21 protein-coding genes and 1 tRNA gene are annotated in these 20,638 nt (G+C 66.0%); 5 read left to right on the forward strand and 17 right to left on the reverse strand.

Translation table 11 applies throughout. The features are described from left to right. Positions 1-5: 5 nt before the first annotated feature. Positions 6-1,208: a GNAT family N-acetyltransferase gene (locus ACTZWT_RS05190; RefSeq protein ID WP_444768649.1), complete on the forward strand. Its 1,203-nt coding sequence runs from the start codon at positions 6-8 to the stop codon at positions 1,206-1,208. A gap of 76 nt (positions 1,209-1,284) precedes the next feature. Here ACTZWT_RS05190 and ACTZWT_RS05195 read toward each other — a convergent pair whose 3' ends face one another. After that, positions 1,285-3,609, reverse strand: coding sequence for a GumC family protein (locus ACTZWT_RS05195; protein ID WP_444768650.1), 2,325 nt, complete (start codon positions 3,607-3,609; stop codon positions 1,285-1,287). Positions 3,610-3,743: 134 nt separating this feature from the next. Continuing rightward, positions 3,744-3,962 carry a hypothetical protein gene (locus ACTZWT_RS05200; protein WP_444769235.1) on the reverse strand — a complete coding sequence of 73 codons (219 nt, stop codon included), beginning with the start codon at positions 3,960-3,962 and terminating at the stop codon, positions 3,744-3,746. Here ACTZWT_RS05200 and ACTZWT_RS05205 point away from each other — a divergent pair. Continuing rightward, positions 3,895-5,079, forward strand: a complete 1,185-nt coding sequence (locus ACTZWT_RS05205) for a glycosyltransferase family 4 protein (protein WP_444768651.1) — start codon at positions 3,895-3,897, stop codon at positions 5,077-5,079. The two genes, ACTZWT_RS05200 and ACTZWT_RS05205, sit on opposite strands and share 68 nt — an antisense overlap. Before the next feature lie 99 nt (positions 5,080-5,178). After that, entirely contained in the window at positions 5,179-6,735 is a 1,557-nt protein-coding gene (locus ACTZWT_RS05210; RefSeq protein ID WP_444768652.1) for an undecaprenyl-phosphate glucose phosphotransferase, read from the forward strand. Between the two features lie 239 nt (positions 6,736-6,974). On the opposite strand, the gene ACTZWT_RS05215 is transcribed toward ACTZWT_RS05210, so the two are convergent. Further along, positions 6,975-7,760: a DUF169 domain-containing protein gene (locus tag ACTZWT_RS05215; RefSeq protein ID WP_444768653.1), complete on the reverse strand. Its 786-nt coding sequence runs from the start codon at positions 7,758-7,760 to the stop codon at positions 6,975-6,977. Between the two features lie 222 nt (positions 7,761-7,982). On the opposite strand from ACTZWT_RS05215, the gene ACTZWT_RS05220 reads away from it, so the two are divergent. Continuing rightward, positions 7,983-8,300 (forward strand): hypothetical protein, encoded by a 318-nt coding sequence (locus ACTZWT_RS05220; RefSeq protein WP_444768654.1) that lies wholly within the window; start codon positions 7,983-7,985, stop codon positions 8,298-8,300. A 136-nt stretch (positions 8,301-8,436) separates the two neighbouring features. Here ACTZWT_RS05220 and ACTZWT_RS05225 read toward each other — a convergent pair whose 3' ends face one another. From ACTZWT_RS05225 to ACTZWT_RS05260, 8 genes are all read right to left on the reverse strand, one after another. Continuing rightward, positions 8,437-8,868 (reverse strand): hypothetical protein, encoded by a 432-nt coding sequence (locus ACTZWT_RS05225; protein ID WP_444768655.1) that lies wholly within the window; start codon positions 8,866-8,868, stop codon positions 8,437-8,439. Between the two features lie 306 nt (positions 8,869-9,174). Then, a tRNA-Pro gene (locus ACTZWT_RS05230) sits at positions 9,175-9,252 on the reverse strand. Positions 9,253-9,348: 96 nt separating this feature from the next. Further along, positions 9,349-10,041: a MerR family transcriptional regulator gene (locus tag ACTZWT_RS05235; RefSeq protein ID WP_444768656.1), complete on the reverse strand. Its 693-nt coding sequence runs from the start codon at positions 10,039-10,041 to the stop codon at positions 9,349-9,351. 16 nt (positions 10,042-10,057) lie between these two features. Further along, positions 10,058-10,432 carry an integration host factor subunit alpha gene (locus ACTZWT_RS05240; RefSeq protein ID WP_322517204.1) on the reverse strand — a complete coding sequence of 125 codons (375 nt, stop codon included), beginning with the start codon at positions 10,430-10,432 and terminating at the stop codon, positions 10,058-10,060. A 133-nt stretch (positions 10,433-10,565) separates the two neighbouring features. Continuing rightward, the gene (locus ACTZWT_RS05245) at positions 10,566-11,543 is read right to left on the reverse strand and encodes a beta-ketoacyl-ACP synthase III (protein ID WP_444768657.1); all 978 of its coding nucleotides are present in this window, start codon (positions 11,541-11,543) and stop codon (positions 10,566-10,568) included. Continuing rightward, entirely contained in the window at positions 11,540-12,601 is a 1,062-nt protein-coding gene (gene plsX, locus ACTZWT_RS05250; RefSeq protein WP_444768658.1) for a phosphate acyltransferase PlsX, read from the reverse strand. The genes ACTZWT_RS05245 and plsX overlap by 4 nt, the downstream gene beginning before the upstream one ends. A 237-nt stretch (positions 12,602-12,838) precedes the next feature. Further along, entirely contained in the window at positions 12,839-13,402 is a 564-nt protein-coding gene (locus ACTZWT_RS05255) for a YceD family protein (protein ID WP_444768659.1), read from the reverse strand. An 18-nt stretch (positions 13,403-13,420) separates the two neighbouring features. Next, a complete protein-coding gene (locus ACTZWT_RS05260; protein ID WP_444768660.1) occupies positions 13,421-13,960 on the reverse strand; it encodes a ubiquinol-cytochrome C chaperone family protein in 540 nt (179 codons plus the stop codon). A 98-nt stretch (positions 13,961-14,058) separates the two neighbouring features. Here ACTZWT_RS05260 and ACTZWT_RS05265 point away from each other — a divergent pair, with 98 nt between their 5' ends. Then, positions 14,059-14,535, forward strand: coding sequence for an outer membrane protein assembly factor BamE (locus ACTZWT_RS05265; RefSeq protein ID WP_444768661.1), 477 nt, complete (start codon positions 14,059-14,061; stop codon positions 14,533-14,535). Between the two features lie 34 nt (positions 14,536-14,569). Here ACTZWT_RS05265 and ACTZWT_RS05270 read toward each other — a convergent pair whose 3' ends face one another. From ACTZWT_RS05270 to thiL, 6 genes are all read right to left on the reverse strand, one after another. Beyond that, positions 14,570-15,433, reverse strand: a complete 864-nt coding sequence (locus ACTZWT_RS05270) for an alpha/beta fold hydrolase (protein ID WP_444768662.1) — start codon at positions 15,431-15,433, stop codon at positions 14,570-14,572. Between the two features lie 86 nt (positions 15,434-15,519). Continuing rightward, a complete protein-coding gene (locus ACTZWT_RS05275) occupies positions 15,520-15,675 on the reverse strand; it encodes a hypothetical protein (RefSeq protein WP_444768663.1) in 156 nt (51 codons plus the stop codon). A gap of 259 nt (positions 15,676-15,934) precedes the next feature. After that, a complete protein-coding gene (locus ACTZWT_RS05280) occupies positions 15,935-16,168 on the reverse strand; it encodes a DUF2171 domain-containing protein (protein ID WP_444769204.1) in 234 nt (77 codons plus the stop codon). 137 nt (positions 16,169-16,305) lie between these two features. Then, positions 16,306-16,989, reverse strand: a complete 684-nt coding sequence (locus ACTZWT_RS05285; RefSeq protein WP_444768664.1) for an HAD hydrolase-like protein — start codon at positions 16,987-16,989, stop codon at positions 16,306-16,308. 247 nt (positions 16,990-17,236) lie between these two features. Next, entirely contained in the window at positions 17,237-19,360 is a 2,124-nt protein-coding gene (locus tag ACTZWT_RS05290) for a sodium-translocating pyrophosphatase (protein ID WP_444768665.1), read from the reverse strand. 225 nt (positions 19,361-19,585) lie between these two features. Then, the gene (gene thiL, locus ACTZWT_RS05295; protein WP_444769205.1) at positions 19,586-20,557 is read right to left on the reverse strand and encodes a thiamine-phosphate kinase; all 972 of its coding nucleotides are present in this window, start codon (positions 20,555-20,557) and stop codon (positions 19,586-19,588) included. Between the last annotated feature and the right edge of the window lie 81 nt (positions 20,558-20,638).

The raw sequence follows: 20,638 nt of genomic DNA on the forward strand, positions 1-20,638 counted from the left end.
TTCACATGACGCTGATGGCCGTGCTCAGCGAAGGCCGTTCCGCGGACCACGCGTCGTCGTCGGTGCATCCCGGCCGCATTGCGCGGCTCGATATTTTCCGCGACATGGCCTCGGCGGAAGCGATCTGGCGCGCGCTGGAACAGCCCGAGCAATTTTCCACGCCATACCAGCGGTTCGACTTTCTCGACGCGTGGCAGCGCCATGTCGGCCTCGCCGGTCAACTCGAACCCTTCATCGTCGTGGCCAGCGACGCCGAGCAGCGGCCGATGTTTTTGCTGCCGCTCGGGCTGGAGCGACGCTTCGGCGTTCGTATCGCGCGGTTCCTCGGCGGCAAGCACACCACCTTCAACATGCCGCTGTGGCGCCGCGATGTCGCGCGAACGGCGGATGCGAGCGACCTCGCCGCGCTGATCGCGGGCCTGCGTGCGCGCCCCGACGGCGCCGACGTGCTGGCGCTGTCTCAGCAGCCGCTGCGCTGGCGCGATCTCGCCAACCCGATGGCGCAGTTCCCGCATCAACCCTCGATCAACGACTGTCCGGTTCTCGTGGTCGATCCCGCGGCGCCGCCGACCGATCGGATCAGCAACTCGTTCCGACGCCGCCTCAAGACCAAGGAAAAGAAGCTGCAGGCGCTGCCCGGCTATCGCTACGTCCAGGCCGAGAGCGACGCCGACGTCGAACGCGTGCTCGATGCCTTCTTCCGGATCAAGCCGATCCGGATGGCGGCGCAGAAACTGCCGAACGTGTTCGCCGACCCGGGCGTCGCCGATTTCATCCGCCGGGCCTGCCTGACGAAACTCCCGGGCGGCGGCCGCGCGATCGAGATCCACGCGCTGGAATCCGACGACGAGATGATCGCGATGTTCGCCGGCGTCGCCGACGGCCATCGCTACTCGATGATGTTCAACACCTACACGCTGTCGGAGGCGTCGCGCTACAGCCCCGGCCTGATCCTGATGCGCTCGATCATCGATCACTACGCCGAGCGGGGCTACCGCCGGCTCGATCTCGGCATCGGCTCCGACGACTACAAGAAGCTGTTCTGCAAGGACCTCGAACCGATCTTCGACAGCTTCGTCGCGCTGTCTCCGCGCGGCCGGATCGCGGCCGTCGCGATGGCAGGGGCCGCGCGCGCCAAGCGCGCCGTCAAGCAGACCCCGGCCCTGATGCGGATCGCGCAGCGGCTGCGCGGCGCGCTGCAGCGCTGATCGCAATATCACTTCGCGACCACCGAAATGCCCGGGCAGGACCCGGGCATTTTCAGTTCAGCGACATCGCAGCTCGTCACGCAGCGACGGTGCGCTCGCCGGGTTCGATGAGATCCGACGGCCGCGCCGCCGCGCTCACCATCGTCGCCTCCGAGAAGCCGACCGCCCTGAGTTGTTCCGCCATCTTCACGCGGGCGTCCGCCGGCATGTCGGCCGCCGGCACCACGACGGCCTGGGCCTGTGCCGTCAACAGCTCGGCCGGCAGATCGGCCGCGGTGCCGGCGTCGAGCAGCACGTGATCGTAGACCCGCAGCAGCGCGTTCAGCGCCACGATCAGCCGCGGCGATTGCAGCAGGTTGCGGTCGAAGCCCGGACGCCCCGCACTGACGAGGTGCAGCGCCGTGCTACGGTCGCGGGTGATCACCTGGCCGAACGATGCCTCGCCCTGCATCAGCTCCGCGAGTCCCGGCGCGACCGGATCGGATGACGCAGCCTTCAGCATGGCGGAGGATTCCGACAGATCGATCAGCACCACCTTGGCGTCGCGTGCGAGCCGCCGCGCCAGGGTCAGCGCCGTTGCGGTGACGTTGTCGGTGTCCCCGGTGCCGAGCACGGTGATCTTGCGCGCAGCGTCGCCGGCGCCGTGCAGCCGTTGCGCCAGTGCCTCGAGGTCGCCTGCATCCGTCGGCCGGTCGGCAACGGCCTCATCGACGTCGTCGCGAGCCGGCGGCGGCGATGGCGGCGTGGCGGGCGCCGCGACGAAGGTCGGTGCTGGCGGCTCCTGGGACGCGCGCGTCGGGCCGGTCACCGGCATCGCCATCCCGGCGGCCCGCGGCTGGGTCATCCGCAGCAACTCGCCGGTGGCGATGCCGCCGGCGGACAGGATCAGCGTCGCCAGCGTGGCGATCAGCACGATCGGCAGTTTCTTCGGATAGGCCGGCGTGTTCGAGACGATGGCGCGGGAGATGATGCGTCCGTCGGCCGGCGCCTGGTCGATGGTTTCGCGGGTCGTCGCCTCGCGATATTTCGCCAGATAGGATTCCAGCAGATCGCGTTGCGCCTTGGCTTCACGCTCGAGCGCGCGAAGCTGGACATCCTGGCCGTTTGTGGAAGACGCCTGCTTCTTCAACTGCTCGAGACTTGCCACAAGGTTGTCGACCCGGCCGCTGGCGATCCGCGCGTCGCTCTCGAAGGAGCGCGACAGCTTCATCGCCTCGTCGCGCAATTGCCGGTCCAGATCGGTGAGCTGCGCCTTCAGTTCCTTGATCCGCGGATGGTTGCCGAGCAGCGTCGAGGATTGTTCGGCGAGCTGGGTCCGCAGCATCACGCGCTGTTCGGTCAGCCGCCGCATCACCTCGGAGTTCAGCACCTCGGACGCCTCGATCGGGCGGCCGCCCTGCAGCATCTCCTTGATCAGCCGCGATTTGGATTCGGCGTCGGACTTCAGGGCGCGCGCATTGCCGAGCTGGGTGTTGAGCTCGCCGAGCTGCTGATTCGACAGCGTGGTGTTGTTGGTGCCGATGAACAGGCTCGACTTCGAGCGGAAATCCTCGGCCTTGGATTCGGCTTCGGCGACCTTGTTGCGCAGCGACTCGATCTCGCCGGACAGCCATTGCCCGGCGGACCGCGCCTGCGCCTGGCGGGCATTCTGCTGGAGCACCAGATAGTCGTCGGCGATGGAATTGGCGACGCGCGCCGCGAGCTCCGGATCCTGCGACTGGAATTCGACGACCATCACGCGCGACTTGTCGACCGCATAGGCGGTGAGCCGCTCGTAATAGGCGTCGAGCACGCGCTCTTCCGGCGTCATCGAAAACGGGTCGCGGCCGATGCCGACCAGCGCCAGCAACGACTTCAGCGGATTGATGCCCTTCAGGACGGGGTCGAATTCGGGGCGCTCGGCCAGCTTGTTCTGCTTGATGACTTCGAGCGCGAGTTCGCGCGACAGCAGAAGCTGAACCTGGCTGGTCACCGCTTCCGGATCGACCGCGTTGCGCCGCTCGTCGCGCTCGCCGGTCGGGCGCAGGAAGATGTTCTCGCGACCGTCGATCAGGATGCGCGCTTCCGATTTGTAGCGCGGAGTGATCAGATTGACGACGGCGAGCGACAGCACCAGCGCCAGCAGCGTCGGCGCGATGATCAGGTGCTTCTTGCGCGCCAGCGCCTGGCCGATCAGCCGCAGGTCGATATCGCCGTTGGCCGGCGCCGCGATTGCAGCCGGCGCCTGCCGCGAGCGCTTGATGATCGGCTCGTCGGCCGGCGATCTGTTGAACATCGGCTGTTTTGCCGCAGCCTTGATGCGCTCTGCCTTCGAAGCTGCAGCCGCGGCCGGATTCGCGGGCGAAACCGGTTCGCTGCCCGCGGTTTCGTCCTTCGTCCGACGCCAGAACGGGAAGCGCATCGCAAACTCCTACTTGACGCCAAGACTCGTCTCGTGATCCTCCCGATTACAAACGATTAAGGTTGCTGTGGCGTTAAAATCGCGGTTTCCGGACTACTCAAATCGTGTACTGTCGCAGGAACAGGCATTATTTGTTAACCATCCAAACCGTTAATCTGAATCGGAAAATTTTCGCGGATCCAGCAATGCACCGTGGCCACCCCTTCGTCGTCAGCGCCGCGGCGCCGCTCATCATCCAGCGCGGCGTGGGAGCCTCCATTCGCGTCGGCAAGCGCTGGCTCTGACGTGGTCTCGCCCCCGAACCAGCCGTTGCGGATTGTCCACGCGGTTCGCGCGCCGGTGGGTGGCATCATCCGCCACATCCTCGACCTCGCCAACGGCCAGGCCGATCGCGGCCACCAGGTCGCACTGATCACTGACAGCCTCACCGGCGGCGACCGCGCCGCGGCCGCGCTCGCCGAGATCGCGCCCAGGCTGAAGCTCGGCGTCTACCGGATGCCGATCCGCCGCGAGCCGTCGCCGACCGATCCTTGGATCTGGCTCCGGTTCGCGCGGCTGATCGGCGGCCTGAACCCCGACGTGCTGCACGGCCACGGCGCCAAGGCCGGCGTCTTCATGCGCATCGTGCCGAAGCCCGCGCATGCGATCCGGGTCTACACCCCGCACGGCGGCTCGCTGCACTATCCGACCTCGACGACGAAGGGGCAACTCTACAGCCGGATGGAGCGGCTGCTGATGAACCGGACCGAACTGTTCCTGTTCGAGAGCGAATTCGCGCGGAACACTTATCAAAGAATGATCGGCAAGCCCGACGGCCTGGTGCGCTGCGTGTTCAACGGCGTCACTGCCGGCGAGTTCGATCCGGTCAAACCCGCCGAAGACGTCACCGACCTCGGTTATGTCGGCGAATTCCGCAGGATCAAGGGTGCCGATCTGCTGGTCGAGGCCGTCGCCCGGCTTCGCGCCGACGGCCGGCCGGTCACGCTCACACTCGGCGGCGACGGCGAGGAATCCGAGGCGTTGAAAGCTCAGGTCAGGCAACTCGGCCTGAACGATGCGGTGCGCTTCGTAGGTCACGTCAAGGCGCGCGACGGCTTCGCCAAGGGACGACTCCTGGTGGTGCCGTCGCGCGGCGACTCGATGCCCTATGTGGTGATCGAGGCCGCCGCCGCGGGCATTCCGATGATCGCCGCCAATGTCGGCGGCATCCCGGAGATCTTCGGTCCCGAACACACCGGCGCCCTGTTCGCGCCCGGCCGGCCCGCCGCAATGGCCGACGCGATCAAGGCGGCGCTCGACGACCTGCCCGCCGCGCAGGCGCGCGCCCGCGCGCTGCGGGAACGGATCTTCCTGCATTTCTCGCAGAAGGCGATGGTCGATGGCGTGATGGCCGGCTACCGCGAAGCCTTTGCCGGAGAAGGCAGTGCCAGAGACGCCGGTTCCGACGAGGCGACCGGCGGACATCAATAGTCTACGATTGCGCTAACGGTTTCTTGCAATTTTTACCCTTAAGTCCGCCGAGGATTCGCGCGCGGCAGGGTCGCGAGCGGTGACAACGGAAATCGTCACGTGGAACCGATCAGCTCCCGCTCCATCATCGACGCCGCTGCAGCGCAGGCAGCGGCCGGCAATGATGCGACCCGGCCGACGGTCGAGCGGCGCAAGCGGCTGTCGCCGGCAGCGCTCGCCGTGGCCAACGAAAAGGTTCCCGAAGCCTATTCGCCGATCGTGATTGCCGGACTGGTACGGCTCGCCGATTTCGTGCTGATCGCCGGCGTCGGCATCGCGCTGTATCTCGGCTATGTCGCGCGTCGCGACGGCCTGCAGTGGGAGTACATCGCCGCGATCCTCGGCATGACCATCACCGCGGTGATCAGCTTCCAGGCCGCCGACATCTATCAGGTCCAGGTGTTCCGCGGCACGCTGAAGCAGATGACCCGCATGATCTCGGCGTGGTCGTTCGTGTTCCTGCTGTTCATCGGCGTTTCGTTCCTCGCCAAGGTCGGCGGCGATGTCTCGCGGCTGTGGCTGTCCTCATTCTATGTCATCGGCCTCGCGCTGCTGATCGGCGGACGGCTGGTGCTGCGCAATCTGGTCCGGCACTGGGCGCGCCAGGGCCGGCTCGATCGCCGCACCATCATCGTCGGCTCCGACGAGAACGGCGAGAAACTGATCAACGCGCTGAGAGCGCAGCAGGACGACGATTCCGACATTCGCGTGCTCGGCGTGTTCGACGACCGCAACGACAGCCGCGCGCTCGACAGCTGCGCGGGCTCGCCGAAGCTCGGCAAGATCGACGACATTCTCGAATTCGCACGCCGCACACGCGTCGATCTGGTGCTGTTCGCGCTGCCGATCTCGGCCGAGACCCGCATTCTCGATATGCTGAAGAAGCTCTGGGTGCTGCCGGTGGACATCCGGCTATCCGCACATACCAACAAGCTGCGCTTCCGCCCGCGCGCTTATTCCTATCTCGGCAATGTGCCGACGCTGGAGGTGTTCGAGGCGCCGATCACCGACTGGGACCAGGTGACGAAGCGATTGTTCGACCATATAGTCGGCGGCCTGATCCTGCTGGCGGCGGCGCCGGTGATGGCGCTGGTCGCGCTGGCGATCAAGCTCGACAGCCCCGGCCCGGTGCTGTTCCGGCAGAAGCGGTTCGGCTTCAACAACGAACGCATCGACGTGTTCAAGTTCCGCTCGATGTATCATCACCTCGCAGATCCGACCGCGTCGAAGGTGGTGACCAGGAACGACCCGCGCGTCACCCGCGTCGGAAAATTCATCCGCCGCACCAGCCTCGACGAGTTGCCGCAGCTGTTCAACGTCGTCTTCAAGAACAATCTGTCGCTGGTCGGCCCGCGCCCGCACGCCGTGCAGGGCAAGCTGCAGCATCGGCTGTTCGACGAAACCGTCGACGGTTACTTCGCCCGCCATCGCGTCAAGCCGGGCATCACCGGCTGGGCGCAGATCAACGGATGGCGCGGCGAGATCGACAACGAAGAGAAGATCCAGAAGCGCGTCGAGTTCGACCTGTACTACATCGAGAACTGGTCGGTGCTGTTCGACCTCTTCATTCTGCTGAAGACGCCGTGGGCCCTGCTCAAGGGCGAGAACGCGTATTGAGACAGCGTAGGCGCAACGCGCTGCCCTTGCTCCTGTGGGATGAGAAGAAGCCGCCCCGGGAGAAAGCGAACTCCCTCGCCCCGCTCTTGCGGGGAGAGGGTTGGGGTGAGGGGCAGGCCACAAGTCGCAGAGGCTCGGCAGCGCGGATGCGCCCCCTCACCCGACCGGCTACGCCGGTCGACCTCTACCCGCAAGTGGGGAGAGGTTAAGTCGGCGCCTGATTGACTCCGAACGACTTGCTACTTGTTCCCGTACGACACGCCCATCCCGGCGCGGACGTCGGCCTGGATGCCGTAGGGCGCGATCGGGTAGCGCAGCCCGTTGCTGGCGAGCTGTTTCATGCCGTCGATCGCCTTGGCGAGTTGCGCCGGCTTCAGCGCCATCAGCATCTCTTCATCCGGCACGCCGCCGTAGCGGCGCTCGGCGAAGCAGGGCAGCGACAGGCTCGGCTCGCCGGTGACGAGCGCCCTGCCCCAGGAATCCGCGCAGGCGGTCTCGCCGACCACGCCCCATTCGAACTTCTTGTAGCCGGCATATTGCAGGCCGTTGATCAGGATGATCATCTGCCCCGGCGTCGCATAGACGAGGCAGATATCGGGCGGATCGAGCCGGCCGCTCGAAAGCGGCGACACCGCCATCGCCTGATATTGCCCGAACGGCACAACGTCGAGCGCCTGCTGGCGCTTGCGCGCATCCTCCGGCGTCGCATGCCAGACGCCGACATAGGAGCGACCGTCCAGCCACTGCTCGTCCTGCGGGCCGAGCCCGATCACCGCGCGGCACTGCGCGCCGACCAGATCCTCGCCGGTGATGCCGACGGTCCAGCCGAGCCGCGATGCCATGCTGACGATCTGGTCGGTGGTGTGGATGGCGTTCGGCCGGCGGATCTTCGGCACCGCTTCCATCTCGGCCGTCGTGGCGAACATCTTCATGCCGATCACGGTGGTCTTCAGCCGCAGCAGCGCATTGAGATCGGCCACCATCGCCGCGAAATCGAATGTCTCCGACGCGATCACCGCATCCATGACGTGCCTCCCGATATTGTTTCGCGCCGCGGTTCGAGCCGCGGCTGCGGAGCGCAGCATAGAGGGCGTCACGCGCGAGTCCATCATGGCCACGCGGACGCCGGCGGCTTACGCGGTCGGCCTGCCGTTCGTCGTCAGGTGCGTTCCTGACACCAACGCTGCTTTCGTCCTCGCCGGAATCGTCCTAGTCTTTCGGCTTCATTCGGATCGAGGAGCGTGACGATGCTGGCAGCCACCTTTCAGACCGCGGCTTTCCTGTTTCTGCTGCTGGTCGCGGTTCTGGTCGTCGCGGTGTTCATCGCCTTTCTCGCGCCGCCGCTCGGCAAGCTGCCGCGGCCGGGCCTGACCACGGTGCTGCTGTATCTCGCCGCCGAACTCGCGGCGCTGGTGTTCGCGATCTGGCTGGTGGCGCAGGTCAGCGCCTTCGAACTGCTGCCGGTGCTGATCGCGCTGGCGATCGCCGCATTGGTGTTCGCGCCGCGGCTGGTCTCCCGAATCCCGCTGCCGGCGTCGGTGACCGGCCTGCTCGGCAAGAAATAGCCAACGCCACCGCCCGACCCGCCGCTTCACCGCGGCGGCGGGCGTCCTCCCCGGGTTGGTTTCTGACAGCCGCCCTCGTTCGCGAGGGCGGTTCGTTGTCAGTTCGACGAAACTCGCATGCGAAGGCCGCCGCCGGTCATTTCCGCGACCGCGCGATCGCGCCGGCGACGATCTGCATCGTCACCCCGCCGAGCCAGCCGGTGAGGATAATCACCGTCCAGGCGAGATGCGGCGCCTGATGCAGCACCACAAGGGTGACGGATGCGAATGCGGCGAGCGTGGCGCAGAAGGTGCCCACCGCGCTGAGGAATTCGGCGGTGTCGACCTTGCCCCGCTCGGCGTGCTCGGCCTCGCTCTCGCCGGCGTGGAATGGCAGCGGCGGTATATCGATGCCGAGATAAAATCCGACAGCGCCGACTGCGATCATCGCCAGCAGGAATGCGATCGTGGTCAGCGCGCCGATGCTGGTCCCGACATGCGCGCCGACGAACATCCCGCACGCCGCCCCCGCCATCGCCAGCCCGGTGCGTTCGAGGACATGAGCGGCTTTTCGCACACGGAATCGCATGGCCGGGTCCTCAGCGTTGCAGAGATTCGGCACGCTATGACATTTCGATGCTGGGCGGAAGCTGGCCGGACGGCGGCGTCGCGCCGCAAGAGCGATGCTTGCGTCTCTGCGAGCCATCGAATGTGCACGCACGATGTCCGGCTACTTGGTCGGGGTACTAGTCACACCGCGACATCAGGCGCACGGACTCACTCCGAGCTGTTGTCGAATTTCAACGACGGTGGAGAAGATCGCGTTGGGCATCAACTGCTCAACAGCGGACCTCGCGTCAGGTTGTTCGGGAATTCAGCCGTGACGGCCAAGAAATGGTCGGAGCGAAAGGATTTGAACCTTCGACCCCTAGTCTCCCAGACTAGTGCGCTAACCGGGCTGCGCCACGCTCCGATGCCGTTTCGGCTCTGATGCTGTAGCTTCGATCGGCGGCTTGCGCAAGGCGGGCGGCGTCAAATCATGGCTCCCGGCGCGGCGAAACCGGCCGTGTCAGCCGTCCTTCATCGCCGCGTCGAGCGCTTCGCGGCAGGCGATCAGGTCCTGCAGCACGGCGCGCAGCGGCGCCAGATCGACCGGGGGGCGCGCCGGGGCATCATTCACCGGGGGCAGACCCAGCGGCGGCAGATTGAGCCGTGGCGCCGGCGAAGTCATCGCCGGCAGGTCGTCGTCGTCCTCGAAGGCGTGAGGCTCGATCGCCGGCGCGCGTCGCGCTGCTGCCGGGCTCGCCGCCCGGGCCGGCGCTGCCCGCAGGTCGGGCTCGTCCATCATCGCGTGGAGATCGAGCCCCTCGTCCTTGCCGTCATAATCGTCGTCGTCGAGATCGATGCCGCTGCCGGGCGCGGGCTCGTAGTCTTCCTCGGCGACGGTGCGGCCGATCGCTTCCTCGACCGCGCCGAAGGTCGCGCTGGCCTCGCTGTCGGCAAGCCGCTGCACCGACTTGATGCCGTGTTCCTTGAGGATGCGCTGGACGCCACGGATGGTGTAGCCTTCGCCGTAGAGCAGCCGGCGGATGCCCTTCAGCAGATCGACATCGTCCGGCCGGTAGTAGCGCCGGCCGCCGGATCGCTTCATCGGCTTGATCTGGGTGAAGCGCGTCTCCCAGAACCTCAGCACATGCTGAGGAATATCGAGCTCGTCGGCGACTTCACTGATGGTTCGGAATGCATCCGGCGCTTTGTCCAAATGCAGTCTCCTGTGCTCAGGTGCCCGACGCCGACTCGGACTTGCCTTCGGACGCGCCGTTTGCGGACGCCGCCATCGAAGGCTCAGCGGCGCCGTTGGCGTTGATGCGCTGCTTGAGGATTGCCGAGGGCTTGAACACCATCACCCGCCGCGGCGAGATCGGCACCTCAGTCCCGGTTTTGGGATTACGGCCGATGCGCTGGCCCTTCTGTCTCACCAAAAACGAACCGAACGACGACAGCTTCACCGTCTCGCCCTTCTCGAGGCAGTCGGTGATCTCTTTCAATACCAGTTCGACAAACGCCGACGACTCCGTGCGCGACAGGCCCACCTTTTGGTAGACCGCCTCACAAAGATCGACACGTGTGACTGTTCGTCCGGTCCCGGTCATCGCCTGCCCCACCTCTCGGCGAAAGAAAAATCCGTGCTGAAACTAGGTGTTTAGCAATCGGCGGTCAACCTCCGCCAGCATTCAGATTAGCACGGAACGCAATGGAAATGCTGTTAAAAATTTACACGCGCAACTACCAGCGCAGCAGCGCCGAGCCCCAGGTGAAGCCACCGCCCATGGCTTCCAGCAGCACCAGATGGCCCTTTTTGATCCGGCCATCAGCGACGGCTGCCGCCAGCGCCAGCGGAATCGAGGCCGCCGAGGTGTTGCCGTGGCGATCCACCGTCATCACCACCTTCTGCGGTGCAATATGGAGTTTCTGCGCCGAGGCATCGATGATCCGCTTGTTGGCCTGATGCGGAACAAACCAGTCGACATTGTCGGCGCTGGTGCCGCTGGCGTTGAACGCGTCGATGATAACCCCGGTGATCATCCCGACCGCGTGCTTGAACACTTCGCGGCCTTCCATCCGGAGATGGCCGACGGTCTGCGTCGAGCTCGGTCCACCGTCGACATACAATTTGTGCTTGTGGCGGCCGTCGGAGCGCAGATGCGTGGTCAGCACGCCGCGATCGGCCGAGGTGCCCCAGCCTTCCTGCGCTTCCAGCACGATCGCGCCGGCGCCGTCGCCGAACAGCACGCAGGTGCCGCGGTCGGTCCAGTCGAGAATGCGCGAGAAGGTCTCGGCGCCGATCACCAGCGCACGTTTCGCGGATCCGCCGCGCAAGAAGTTGTCGGCGGTGGCGACCGCGAACACGAAGCCCGAACAGACCGCCTGCAGGTCGAAGGCAACGCCGTGGGTCATGCCGAGCGCGGCCTGGACCTGAACCGCGGTGGCGGGAAAAGTGTGATCCGGAGTCGAGGTCGCCAGCACGATCAGGTCGATCTGGTCGGCGGTGAGCCCGGCGTCGTCGAGCGCGGCCTGCGCCGCCTTGGTGGCGAGATGCGAGGTGTATTCGCCCTCGGCGGCGATGTGGCGCTCCCGGATGCCGGTGCGCTGCACGATCCATTCGTCCGAGGTGTCGACCGACGCAGCCAGTTCGGCGTTGGTGAGGATCCGCTCCGGCAGATAAGCGCCGCAGCCCAGCACGACCGAACGAACCACCGTCACGAGACAGCCTCCTGCGCCGTCGGCGTCGAGACCAGCGCGCCGGCTTCACGATTGAGCGTTTGATTGATCTTGGTCAGGAGATCGTAGCGAACCATGTCATAGCTAACATCGACCGCATAGGCAAAGCCGTCGGCGCTGGTTCCGCCGTGGCTCTTGACCACGATTCCGTTAAGTCCGAGGAACACGCCGCCGTTGGACTTGTTCGGGTCCATCTTGTCCTTGAGCGCCTTGAAGGCGTCGCGCGCGAACAGATAGCCGATCTTCGATCGCCACGTCCGGGACATCGCGGCCTTCAGATATTCGCTGATCTGCCGGGCGGTTCCCTCGGCCGCCTTGAGCGCGATGTTGCCGGAAAAGCCTTCCGACACGATCACGTCGGCGGCGCCCTTGCCGATGCCGTCGCCCTCGACGAAGCCGATGAACTCGAACCGCGGCGATTGCATCGCCCGCAGCAGTTCGGCGGCCTCGCGGATTTCCTCGCCGCCCTTGATCTCCTCGACGCCGATATTGAGCAGGCCCACGGTCGGCCGTTCGAGGTCGAACAGCACGCTGGCCATCGCCGCCCCCATCACCGCCAGCGCCCTGAGGTGCTCGGCGTCGCCGCCGATCGTGGCGCCGAGATCGAGCACCACCGAATCGCCACGCACCGTCGGCCAGGTCGCCGCGATCGCCGGACGGTCGATGCCGGGCAGCGTGCGCAGGCAGAACCGCGCCATCGCCATCAGCGCGCCGGTGTTGCCGGCCGACACCGCGACGTCGGCCTCGCCCTTCTTCACCGCCTCGATCGCCAGCCACATCGACGACACCTTGCGGCCGCGGCGCAGCGCCTGGCTCGGCTTGTCGTGCATGCTGACCGCGACGTCGGTGTGGATGACGCGCGAGACTTTCTTGAGCGCCGGGTACGCAGCGAGCTCTTTCTCGATCAGCGCACTGTCGCCGAACAGCAGAAATTCAGCGTCGGGATGGCGGCCGAGCGAAATGGCGGCGCCTGGGACAATGACGGATGGACCAAAATCACCACCCATTGCGTCCAGCGCGATTCGAACCTTCACCGGCATGGCGTATCGGAAACCCGTTCGCTTGCGGCCTGAAGCGCTTGGCCGCGTCGTGAGAAATGCGCCGGATGGCGCTCGTGCGTGCAGCGCTGCACACCGATCGGGCCGGACAATAGCCGTTCCCGCCCCCGATACAACATCTTGACCGGGCAGATTTAAGTCGCATTTCCCGGTTGGGGAAAATACGCAGCGCAGATGCGAATCCCGCGCGTTTGCCGGGATCAGGCGTCGGCGCGGTCGTCAATCACCCTTCGGCTTGCGCGATCGCGACGGCTTCGCCGGAGCCTTCAACGCCTGCAGCACGGCGAACGGATGCTCTTCAGGGGCATCCGGCTCGACCACCGGCTCGAACACCACGTCCGGCTTGCGCGGATACGGATCGATGCCGAGATACAGCGCGTCGGCCGCGACCCGGCCGATGTCGATCATGCCGCGCTCGATCGCCTCCGGCGGATCGCCCGGATCGGGCTCGCCGTCGTCATCGACCGTCTCCGACAATTCGCGAATCTGCTCCGCCGGCATGAACGTCAGGTCGACATCCTCGTCGATCGTGCTCTCGATCGGATCGAGCGTCACCACGCAGGTCTGGCCGACCCTGGCCTGGACCCGGCCGGTGACGCGGACCCGGCCGCCGCTCTCCGGCGTCAGGTCGAAGGCGGCCTTGGCCGACATGACCTCTCGCAGACCGCCGAGCGCGGCCATCGCCGCGCGCTCGGCCTCGCCCGCCTCGATCTCGCGATGCAGCCCGGTCTCCGGAATCTGCATCACCACGATCGGCACACGCCAGGGATTGTCGCCGCTCATCGTCAAGTCCTTCCGCGCTCAGGCAGCCGGCGGCGCGGGAAACCGCACCTCGCCATTGCGTAGCTTGGACGGCTCGATGCCGTCGAGTGTCTCGATCACCTGCCCGACATAGGCCGCGATCCGGCGCGCGTTTTCAATGTCCGCGCCGTAGAGAACGTTCCGGTCCAGCGTCATCGCCAACGCTTCGTCGCCCTCGGTCAGCGCCAGATCGTAGGCCGCCGAGCGGCCGTAGAACGCCTCGCCGAACGCCTGCATCCGCTTCGGCACGGTCAGGTCGCCGACGCCGAGTTCGCGCAGATTCGCATCGAGATCGCTGCAGAAATAGTCGAACAGCGCCTGAGCGAAGGGTGCCGAGTCCGGGGTTGCGCGAATCCGTCGCAGCACCAGCCAGAGATGCACGACGATCATCTCGAATCGGCCGTTGACCGTATCGGCGACGCCATATTGCTGATAAAACGCGGGTTCTCGCGCCTGCGCCACGATCATGCCATAGATCGCCTCGATGGTGCGGCGCGGTGGCGTCCGGGGCGGACGAAGCTGATTGAACGGCCAGATCATTGCGGGTTCCTGACGCGGGCCCTTCGGGATTGCAATCCGAGTGCCTGCCCGGTACGTCAACGCCCTGCGCGATGCAAGGGGATGGAGCCTGCTTCCGAATGAGTATTTCGATCGAACGAAGCCGCCGCGACGGCCTCCGCGCGATGGCCCGTCGTCGGCTCGGCCCGGCACTGGCGCTGGCGCTGCTGGGCGCCGGACTGTCCGCCTGCACCTCCGAGCAATTCCAGAAGGGCTATATCCTCCCCAACGGCGCGCTCGAGCAGATTCCGATCGGCGCCAGCCAGGACCAGGTACTGATCGTGATGGGCACCCCATCCACCGTCGCCACCCTGAATGGTGAGGTGTTCTACTACATCTCGCAGCGCGCCGAGCGTCCGGTCGCGTTCATGCCGCAGAAGGTGGTCGATCAGCGGGTGATCGCGATCTATTTCGACCAGAACCGGCAGGTTCGCCGCATCGCCAATTACGGCATGCAGGACGGCAAGATCTTCGACTTCATCAGCCGCACCACGCCGACCTCGGGCCAGGAAATGAGCTATCTGGCGCCGCTGTTCAGGCTGATCAGCTTCCGCTGATCGCATCGCGAGCGGTGCGCGCGGTCGGCACGCGCTACGCCAGCGCCTTGCCGCGCGCCCATTCGGCGATCAGGTCGTTGACCTGATCGGGCGCATCCTGCTGCACCCAATGCGAGGCGCCGGGCAGCCGGCGTAGCGTGAAGTCGGCCACATGGGCCTCGTTGCCTTCTGTCAGCGCGATGTCGAGCGCCAGATCTTTCTCGCCCCAGATCATCAGGGTCGGCACTGCGAGCTTCGGATGCGTCCCGCTGCCGCCGCCGAGCGCGCTGAGATTGGCGCGGTAGTAATTGATCATCGCGGTCGCAGCACCCGGCTGGATCGCGTTGCGGCGATAGATCTCGATCTGCGCGTCCGGGATCGTCGGGCTGTGCTTGCGAAACATCTGCGCCAGCGCCGCGCCGTCGTTGCGGGTCATCAGCCATTCCGGCAGCCAGGGCAGCTGAAAGAACGCGACATACCAGGACTTCCGCTTCTGCCGCCAGCCGTCGGCCAGCACGCGCGCGAACACGTCCGGATGCGGCGCATTGAGAATGATCAGCCCGTCGAGCGCGACCTTGCCGCATAGCGCGGTCTGCCAGGCGATCACCCCGCCCCAATCGTGACCGATCAGAATGCGCCGCTTGCCGCCCAGCGCCGTGAACAGCGCGGCGACGTCGTCGGTGAGGTGGTCGAGATGATAGGCCGCCTTCGCCCGAGGCCGCGTGGTGCCGCCATAGCCGCGCAGATCCGGCGCGACCGCGTGCCAGCCGAGCGCGGCGAGCGCCGGGAGTTGCCGATGCCACGACTGGCGAGCTTCCGGGAAGCCGTGCAGCAGCAGCGCCGTGGTGTCGCCCTCGCCGGCCTCGTCGATCACAAAATCGATCCCGTTGGCCTGCAGCCGTCTGCTCCGAATCGACATCACGATCCCTCCGTGCCGCCGTCAGACCCGCTATTGCCGGTCCGGTTTCGCCGGCGCGGCCATCGGTCCGGCCGCAAGCCGGGTGCCTATCCCGATTTGTTCAGCTTCTTGATCTTCGCATCAGTGGTCTCGATCGAACTCGCGAGTTCGAGAATCGCCTTGGACAACAGCTCGATCGCTTCCTTCTGATCCTGCGATTTGGCTGCGCGCAGCGCGTAGTTCTTGGCGGATGACAGTGACATCGATGAACTCCTCGCAACACCTTCCGAACCGGCAATCGGGGCATTGCACCTCGCAACGCCGTCATCCCGAGGATGCCCGGCGTCGCTCGCAGAGCGAAGCCGGCGTCCCAAAGGATGGAGATCAACATCCATGGTTCGAGACGCCGCGCAAGAGCGCGGACCTCACCATGAGGCCCGGCCGGTCGCGCGGCCAAACAAATACCCCGCGGCTTTCACCACGGGGTCTGTCGCATGCAACGCGCCTGACGGCAGCGCTTGCCTATTTCTCTTCTTCCATGCTCACCGCGACGGCCGCATTGGCCGACAGCCGCACCTTGTCGCCTTCGACTTCGGCCACCAGGCCGCCGTCGATGAAATGGTGATGGCCCTTGTGGCTTCCCTCGCCGCTGTCCTTCTTGGTCAGCTTGATGCGGTTGCCTTCGACCTTGTCGACGGTGCCGACATGCACGCCGTCGGCGCCGATGACTTCCATATGTTCTTTGATATCGCTCACGCCGCTCATGTCATGTTCCTCACGAAAGATGGGAACGGGTAACGCGCCGGGTTCCAATTGGTTCAATTCGCAGGCGCGCGCGCCACTCGTGAGCGTGCGGAAGGATGCCCGCCGGCTCCGCCGAAATGGCGACCGGTTCAGCAGGCCGCAGCGGCGGTCCTGGTACGAAGCACGATCGAGCGATCGATGAAGATCTGACAGAATTCCGAAACGGACTCGACGAGGCGATCGCAGCCCGCGGACTCGAGTTCTTCGCGCGTGCCGTAGCCCCAGGTCACGCCGACAGCGACGACACCATTGGCCTTGGCCCCTTCGACATCATAGCGTCGGTCCCCGACCATCACGGCATCGCCGGGGGCGACGCCCGCCTCGCCGAGCGCGCGCTTCACCAGATCGCTTTTAGTGTCCAACTCCGCGAGCCCCGCGCCGACGACGTCGGTGACCAAATCGGCAAAGCCGAGATCGCGGATCACACGCTCGGCATAGGCCTGGGGCTTGGAGGTCACGACCCAGACAGGAATCCGTCTGGTCTTCAAGGCCTCCAGCATCTCCCGAACTCCGGGATAGGCACGGTTTTGACGGATGCCGTGGGTTTCGTAGTAAGCCCGGAAAGCGTCGATGCCGGCCGCGATTCCGGCCTGGCTGATGTCGGCCTTCAACGTTCGGAACATCTCCGGCAGCGGCGTGCCCAGGAACAGGTCAAGCTCGGCATCGCCAAGCGGCATGACGCCGATCGCTTCGATCGCAGCGCGAAACGAATCGTGCAACCCCGTCCGCGAGTCGGTCAGCGTGCCATCGAGGTCGAAGAAAAATGCTTTCATCGCATCAGCCTAGGCGTGCTTGTTGAACTTCGAGACGACCTCCGGCGTGAACCAGCCCCGCGCCGCGGGCGCAGGATCTTTGTCCGCTCCGGCCAGAAAATCAACGAGTCGACTTTGCGGCCGGAAATATCGGCCGCACTCAATCGGGCAATGTGCGTCAGTCTATCGCGGGAAAAAGCCGCTCGCCAAACAAAAACCCCGCGGCTCACACCGCGGGGTTTTCTCCTCAGTCAGAAGCTTCGAAGCCTCAGTGCGCCAGCACCGCCAGCAGCAGCAGCGCCACGATGTTGGTGATCTTGATCATCGGGTTCACGGCGGGGCCCGCCGTGTCCTTGTAGGGGTCGCCGACGGTGTCGCCGGTCACCGCCGCCTTGTGGGCGTCGGAGCCCTTGCCGCCGAAATGGCCGTCCTCGATGTACTTCTTGGCGTTGTCCCAGGCGCCGCCGCCCGAGGTCATCGAGATCGCGACGAACAGGCCGGTGACGATGACGCCGAGCAGCATCGCGCCGACCGCCGAGAACGCCGCCGACTTGCCGGCCGGACCGCCGCCTGCGATCGCGTAGATCACGAAGTAGACGAAGATCGGCGACAGCACCGGCAGCAGCGACGGAATGATCATTTCCTTGATCGCCGCCTTGGTCAGCAGGTCGACCGCCTTGCCGTAATCCGGCTTGTCGGTGCCCTTCATGATGCCCGGCTTTTCGCGGAACTGGCGACGCACTTCCTCGACGATCGCGCCGGCGGCGCGGCCGACCGCGGTCATGCCCATCGCGCCGAACAGATACGGCAGCAGGCCGCCGAACAGCAGGCCGACCACGACGTAGGGGTTGTTCAGCGAGAAGTCCGGCAGCACGCCCTGGAAGTACGGATACTTCGCGGCGTTGGCGATGAAGAACTTGAGGTCTTCGTTATACGCCGCGAACAGCACCAGCGCGCCGAGACCGGCGGAGCCGATCGCGTAGCCCTTGGTCACCGCCTTGGTGGTGTTGCCGACCGCGTCGAGCGCGTCGGTGGCCTTGCGGACTTCCTTGGGAAGACCGGCCATTTCGGCAATGCCGCCGGCATTGTCGGTGACCGGGCCGAAGGCGTCGAGCGCCACGATCATGCCGGCCAGCGCCAGCATCGTCGTGGTGGCGATCGCGATGCCGAACAGGCCGGCGAGGCTGTAGGTGATCAGGATGCCGGCGATGATCACGATCGCGGGCAGCGCGGTCGATTCCATCGAGATGGCGAGGCCCTGGATCACGTTGGTGCCGTGGCCGGTGACCGACGACTGCGCGATCGACTTCACCGGGCGGAAGTCGGTGCCGGTGTAGTATTCGGTGATCCAGATGATCAGGCCGGTGACGGCGAGACCGACGATGCCGCATTCGAACAGCGCCAAGCCGGTGTAGTTGACGCCGGCCAGCGGACCGAAGCCGATCAGCTGGTGGATCACGGCGCCGACGCCGATCAGCGACAGCACGCCGGTGGCGATCAGGCCCTTGTACAGCGCCCCCATGATCGACTGCGATGCGCCGAGCTTGACGAAGAAGGTGCCGGCGATCGAGGTCAGGATGCAGATGCCGCCGATGGCGAGCGGCAGCGTCATCATGTTGAGCAGCAGTTCGGGCACCGCGGCGAAGAAGATCGCGGCGAGCACCATGGTGGCCACCGCGGTCACCGCATAGGTCTCGAACAGGTCGGCGGCCATGCCGGCGCAGTCGCCGACATTGTCACCGACATTGTCGGCGATCGTCGCCGGGTTGCGCGGATCGTCTTCCGGAATACCGGCTTCGACCTTGCCGACCAGATCGCCGCCGACATCCGCACCCTTGGTGAAGATGCCGCCGCCGAGACGGGCGAAGATCGAGATCAGCGACGCGCCGAACCCGAGCGCGACCAGCGCGTCGACCACGGTGCGGCTGTTCGGAGCCAGGCTGGCGAAGTGGATCAGATAGATGAAATACAGCGTCACGCCGAGCAGCGCGAGACCCGCGACCAGAAGGCCGGTGATCGCGCCCGCCTTGAAGGCGAGTTCGAGGCCGCCGGCCAGCGACGTGGTCGCGGCCTGCGCGGTGCGGACGTTGGCACGCACCGACACGTTCATGCCGATGAAGCCGGCCGCACCCGACAGCACCGCGCCGATCAGAAAGCCGATCGCGACGAGGACGCCGAGGAAGTAAGCGAGCAGCGCGAAGATCACCACGCCGACGATGGCGATGGTCATGTACTGGCGCTTCAGATAGGCCTGCGCGCCCTCACGAACGGCGGCGGCGATTTCCTGCATCCGCGCGTTGCCCTGATCAGCGGCGAGCACCGACGTGGTCGCCCACGCGGCGTATACGATCGCAAGCGCTCCGCAGAGCACGATCACCCATAAAGCTGTCATTACTGATGCCTCAGTCCCGAGTTTCACCCCCGTGCCTATGGCCGTGATGCCCCAGGCGCGCAAAAAGATGACTTGCTCTCTTTCGGAGCAGCCCCAAATCGCCGCGGACCATGCCAAAATCACGGTTGCTCCGCAATCGCTGCGAAGGGACTAACCCGGGCTTTTCCCGGAGCCTTAGGCGAATTCCAGCCGTATCCCTCGCGCCGGAATACCTGCGACTAAGCGCTAGAAGTGGCTGAAAGACAGTCTTTGCAGCGGGATTTCGGCGGCGTTGGCGTCGAGCCAGCGCGGCTGACGGGTTCCGGTCTCGGCGGTGCCGATGACAGTCACACTCACGCCGCTTCGCCGCGCTGCAACAAGAAACTCATCGAGCCTGTTTTGTGCAACGCCGCAAAGCAGCTCGTAGTCGTCGCCGCCGCCGAGCAGACGGATTAGTTCCGTCGCGCCGGCGCCGAGCATCGCCTGCCCCGCATCCGATAGCGGAACGGCCGCAGCGTCGAGCGTCGCGGTAACGCCGGACGCTGCGCACATCTTGGCGAGATCGCCGGCGAGCCCGTCGGAGATGTCCATCGCCGCGCCGGCATGATCGCGCACCGCCTGCGCGAGCTTCAGCCGCGGTTGCGGCACGCGATAGCGGCCGATCAGAAAGGCGCGGTGCTCGTCCGGGATCGTCGCATTCGCGCGCTGCAGCAGGTCGAGGCCGAGCGCGGCGTCGCCGATCGTGCCGCTCACAACGATCCGGTCCCCGGGGCGCAGCCTGTTGCGCCGCACCATGCGGCCCGGCGGTACCCGGCCGAACGCGGTGACCGAGATCATCACCGGTCCGGGCGTCGAGACCGTATCGCCGCCGAGCAGCGGGCAGCCGAACTGCGCCGCGTCCTCGCCAAGCGCGGCGGCGAACGGCGCCAGGAAGGCGGCATCGACATTGCGCAGCGCCAGCGTCAGCAGGAAGCCCGCAGGCGTGGCCCCCTTGGCGGCGAGGTCCGACAGGTTCACCCGCAGCGCCTTGCGGGCGATCGCCTCGGGCGGATCGCCGGGCAGATAATGCACGCCCTCGACGATGGCGTCGGTGGTCAGCACCAGATCGTCCCGCGACGCCGCCAGCACCGCGGCGTCGTCCACCAGCCCCAGCGCGCCCGGATCGGTCGCGAGCGGCTTGAAGTAACGGGCGATCAGATCGTCTTCACCGGAGGGCATGTCCACCGCAGGTTTGCGACCGGCACGCGAGTGCCAATCTGGGTCGAAGGTCGGCCGCTACTGAAAGGCCACAACCGCGGC

Source organism: Rhodopseudomonas sp. NSM (assembly GCF_052445935.1).
GTDB lineage: Bacteria > Pseudomonadota > Alphaproteobacteria > Rhizobiales > Xanthobacteraceae > Rhodopseudomonas.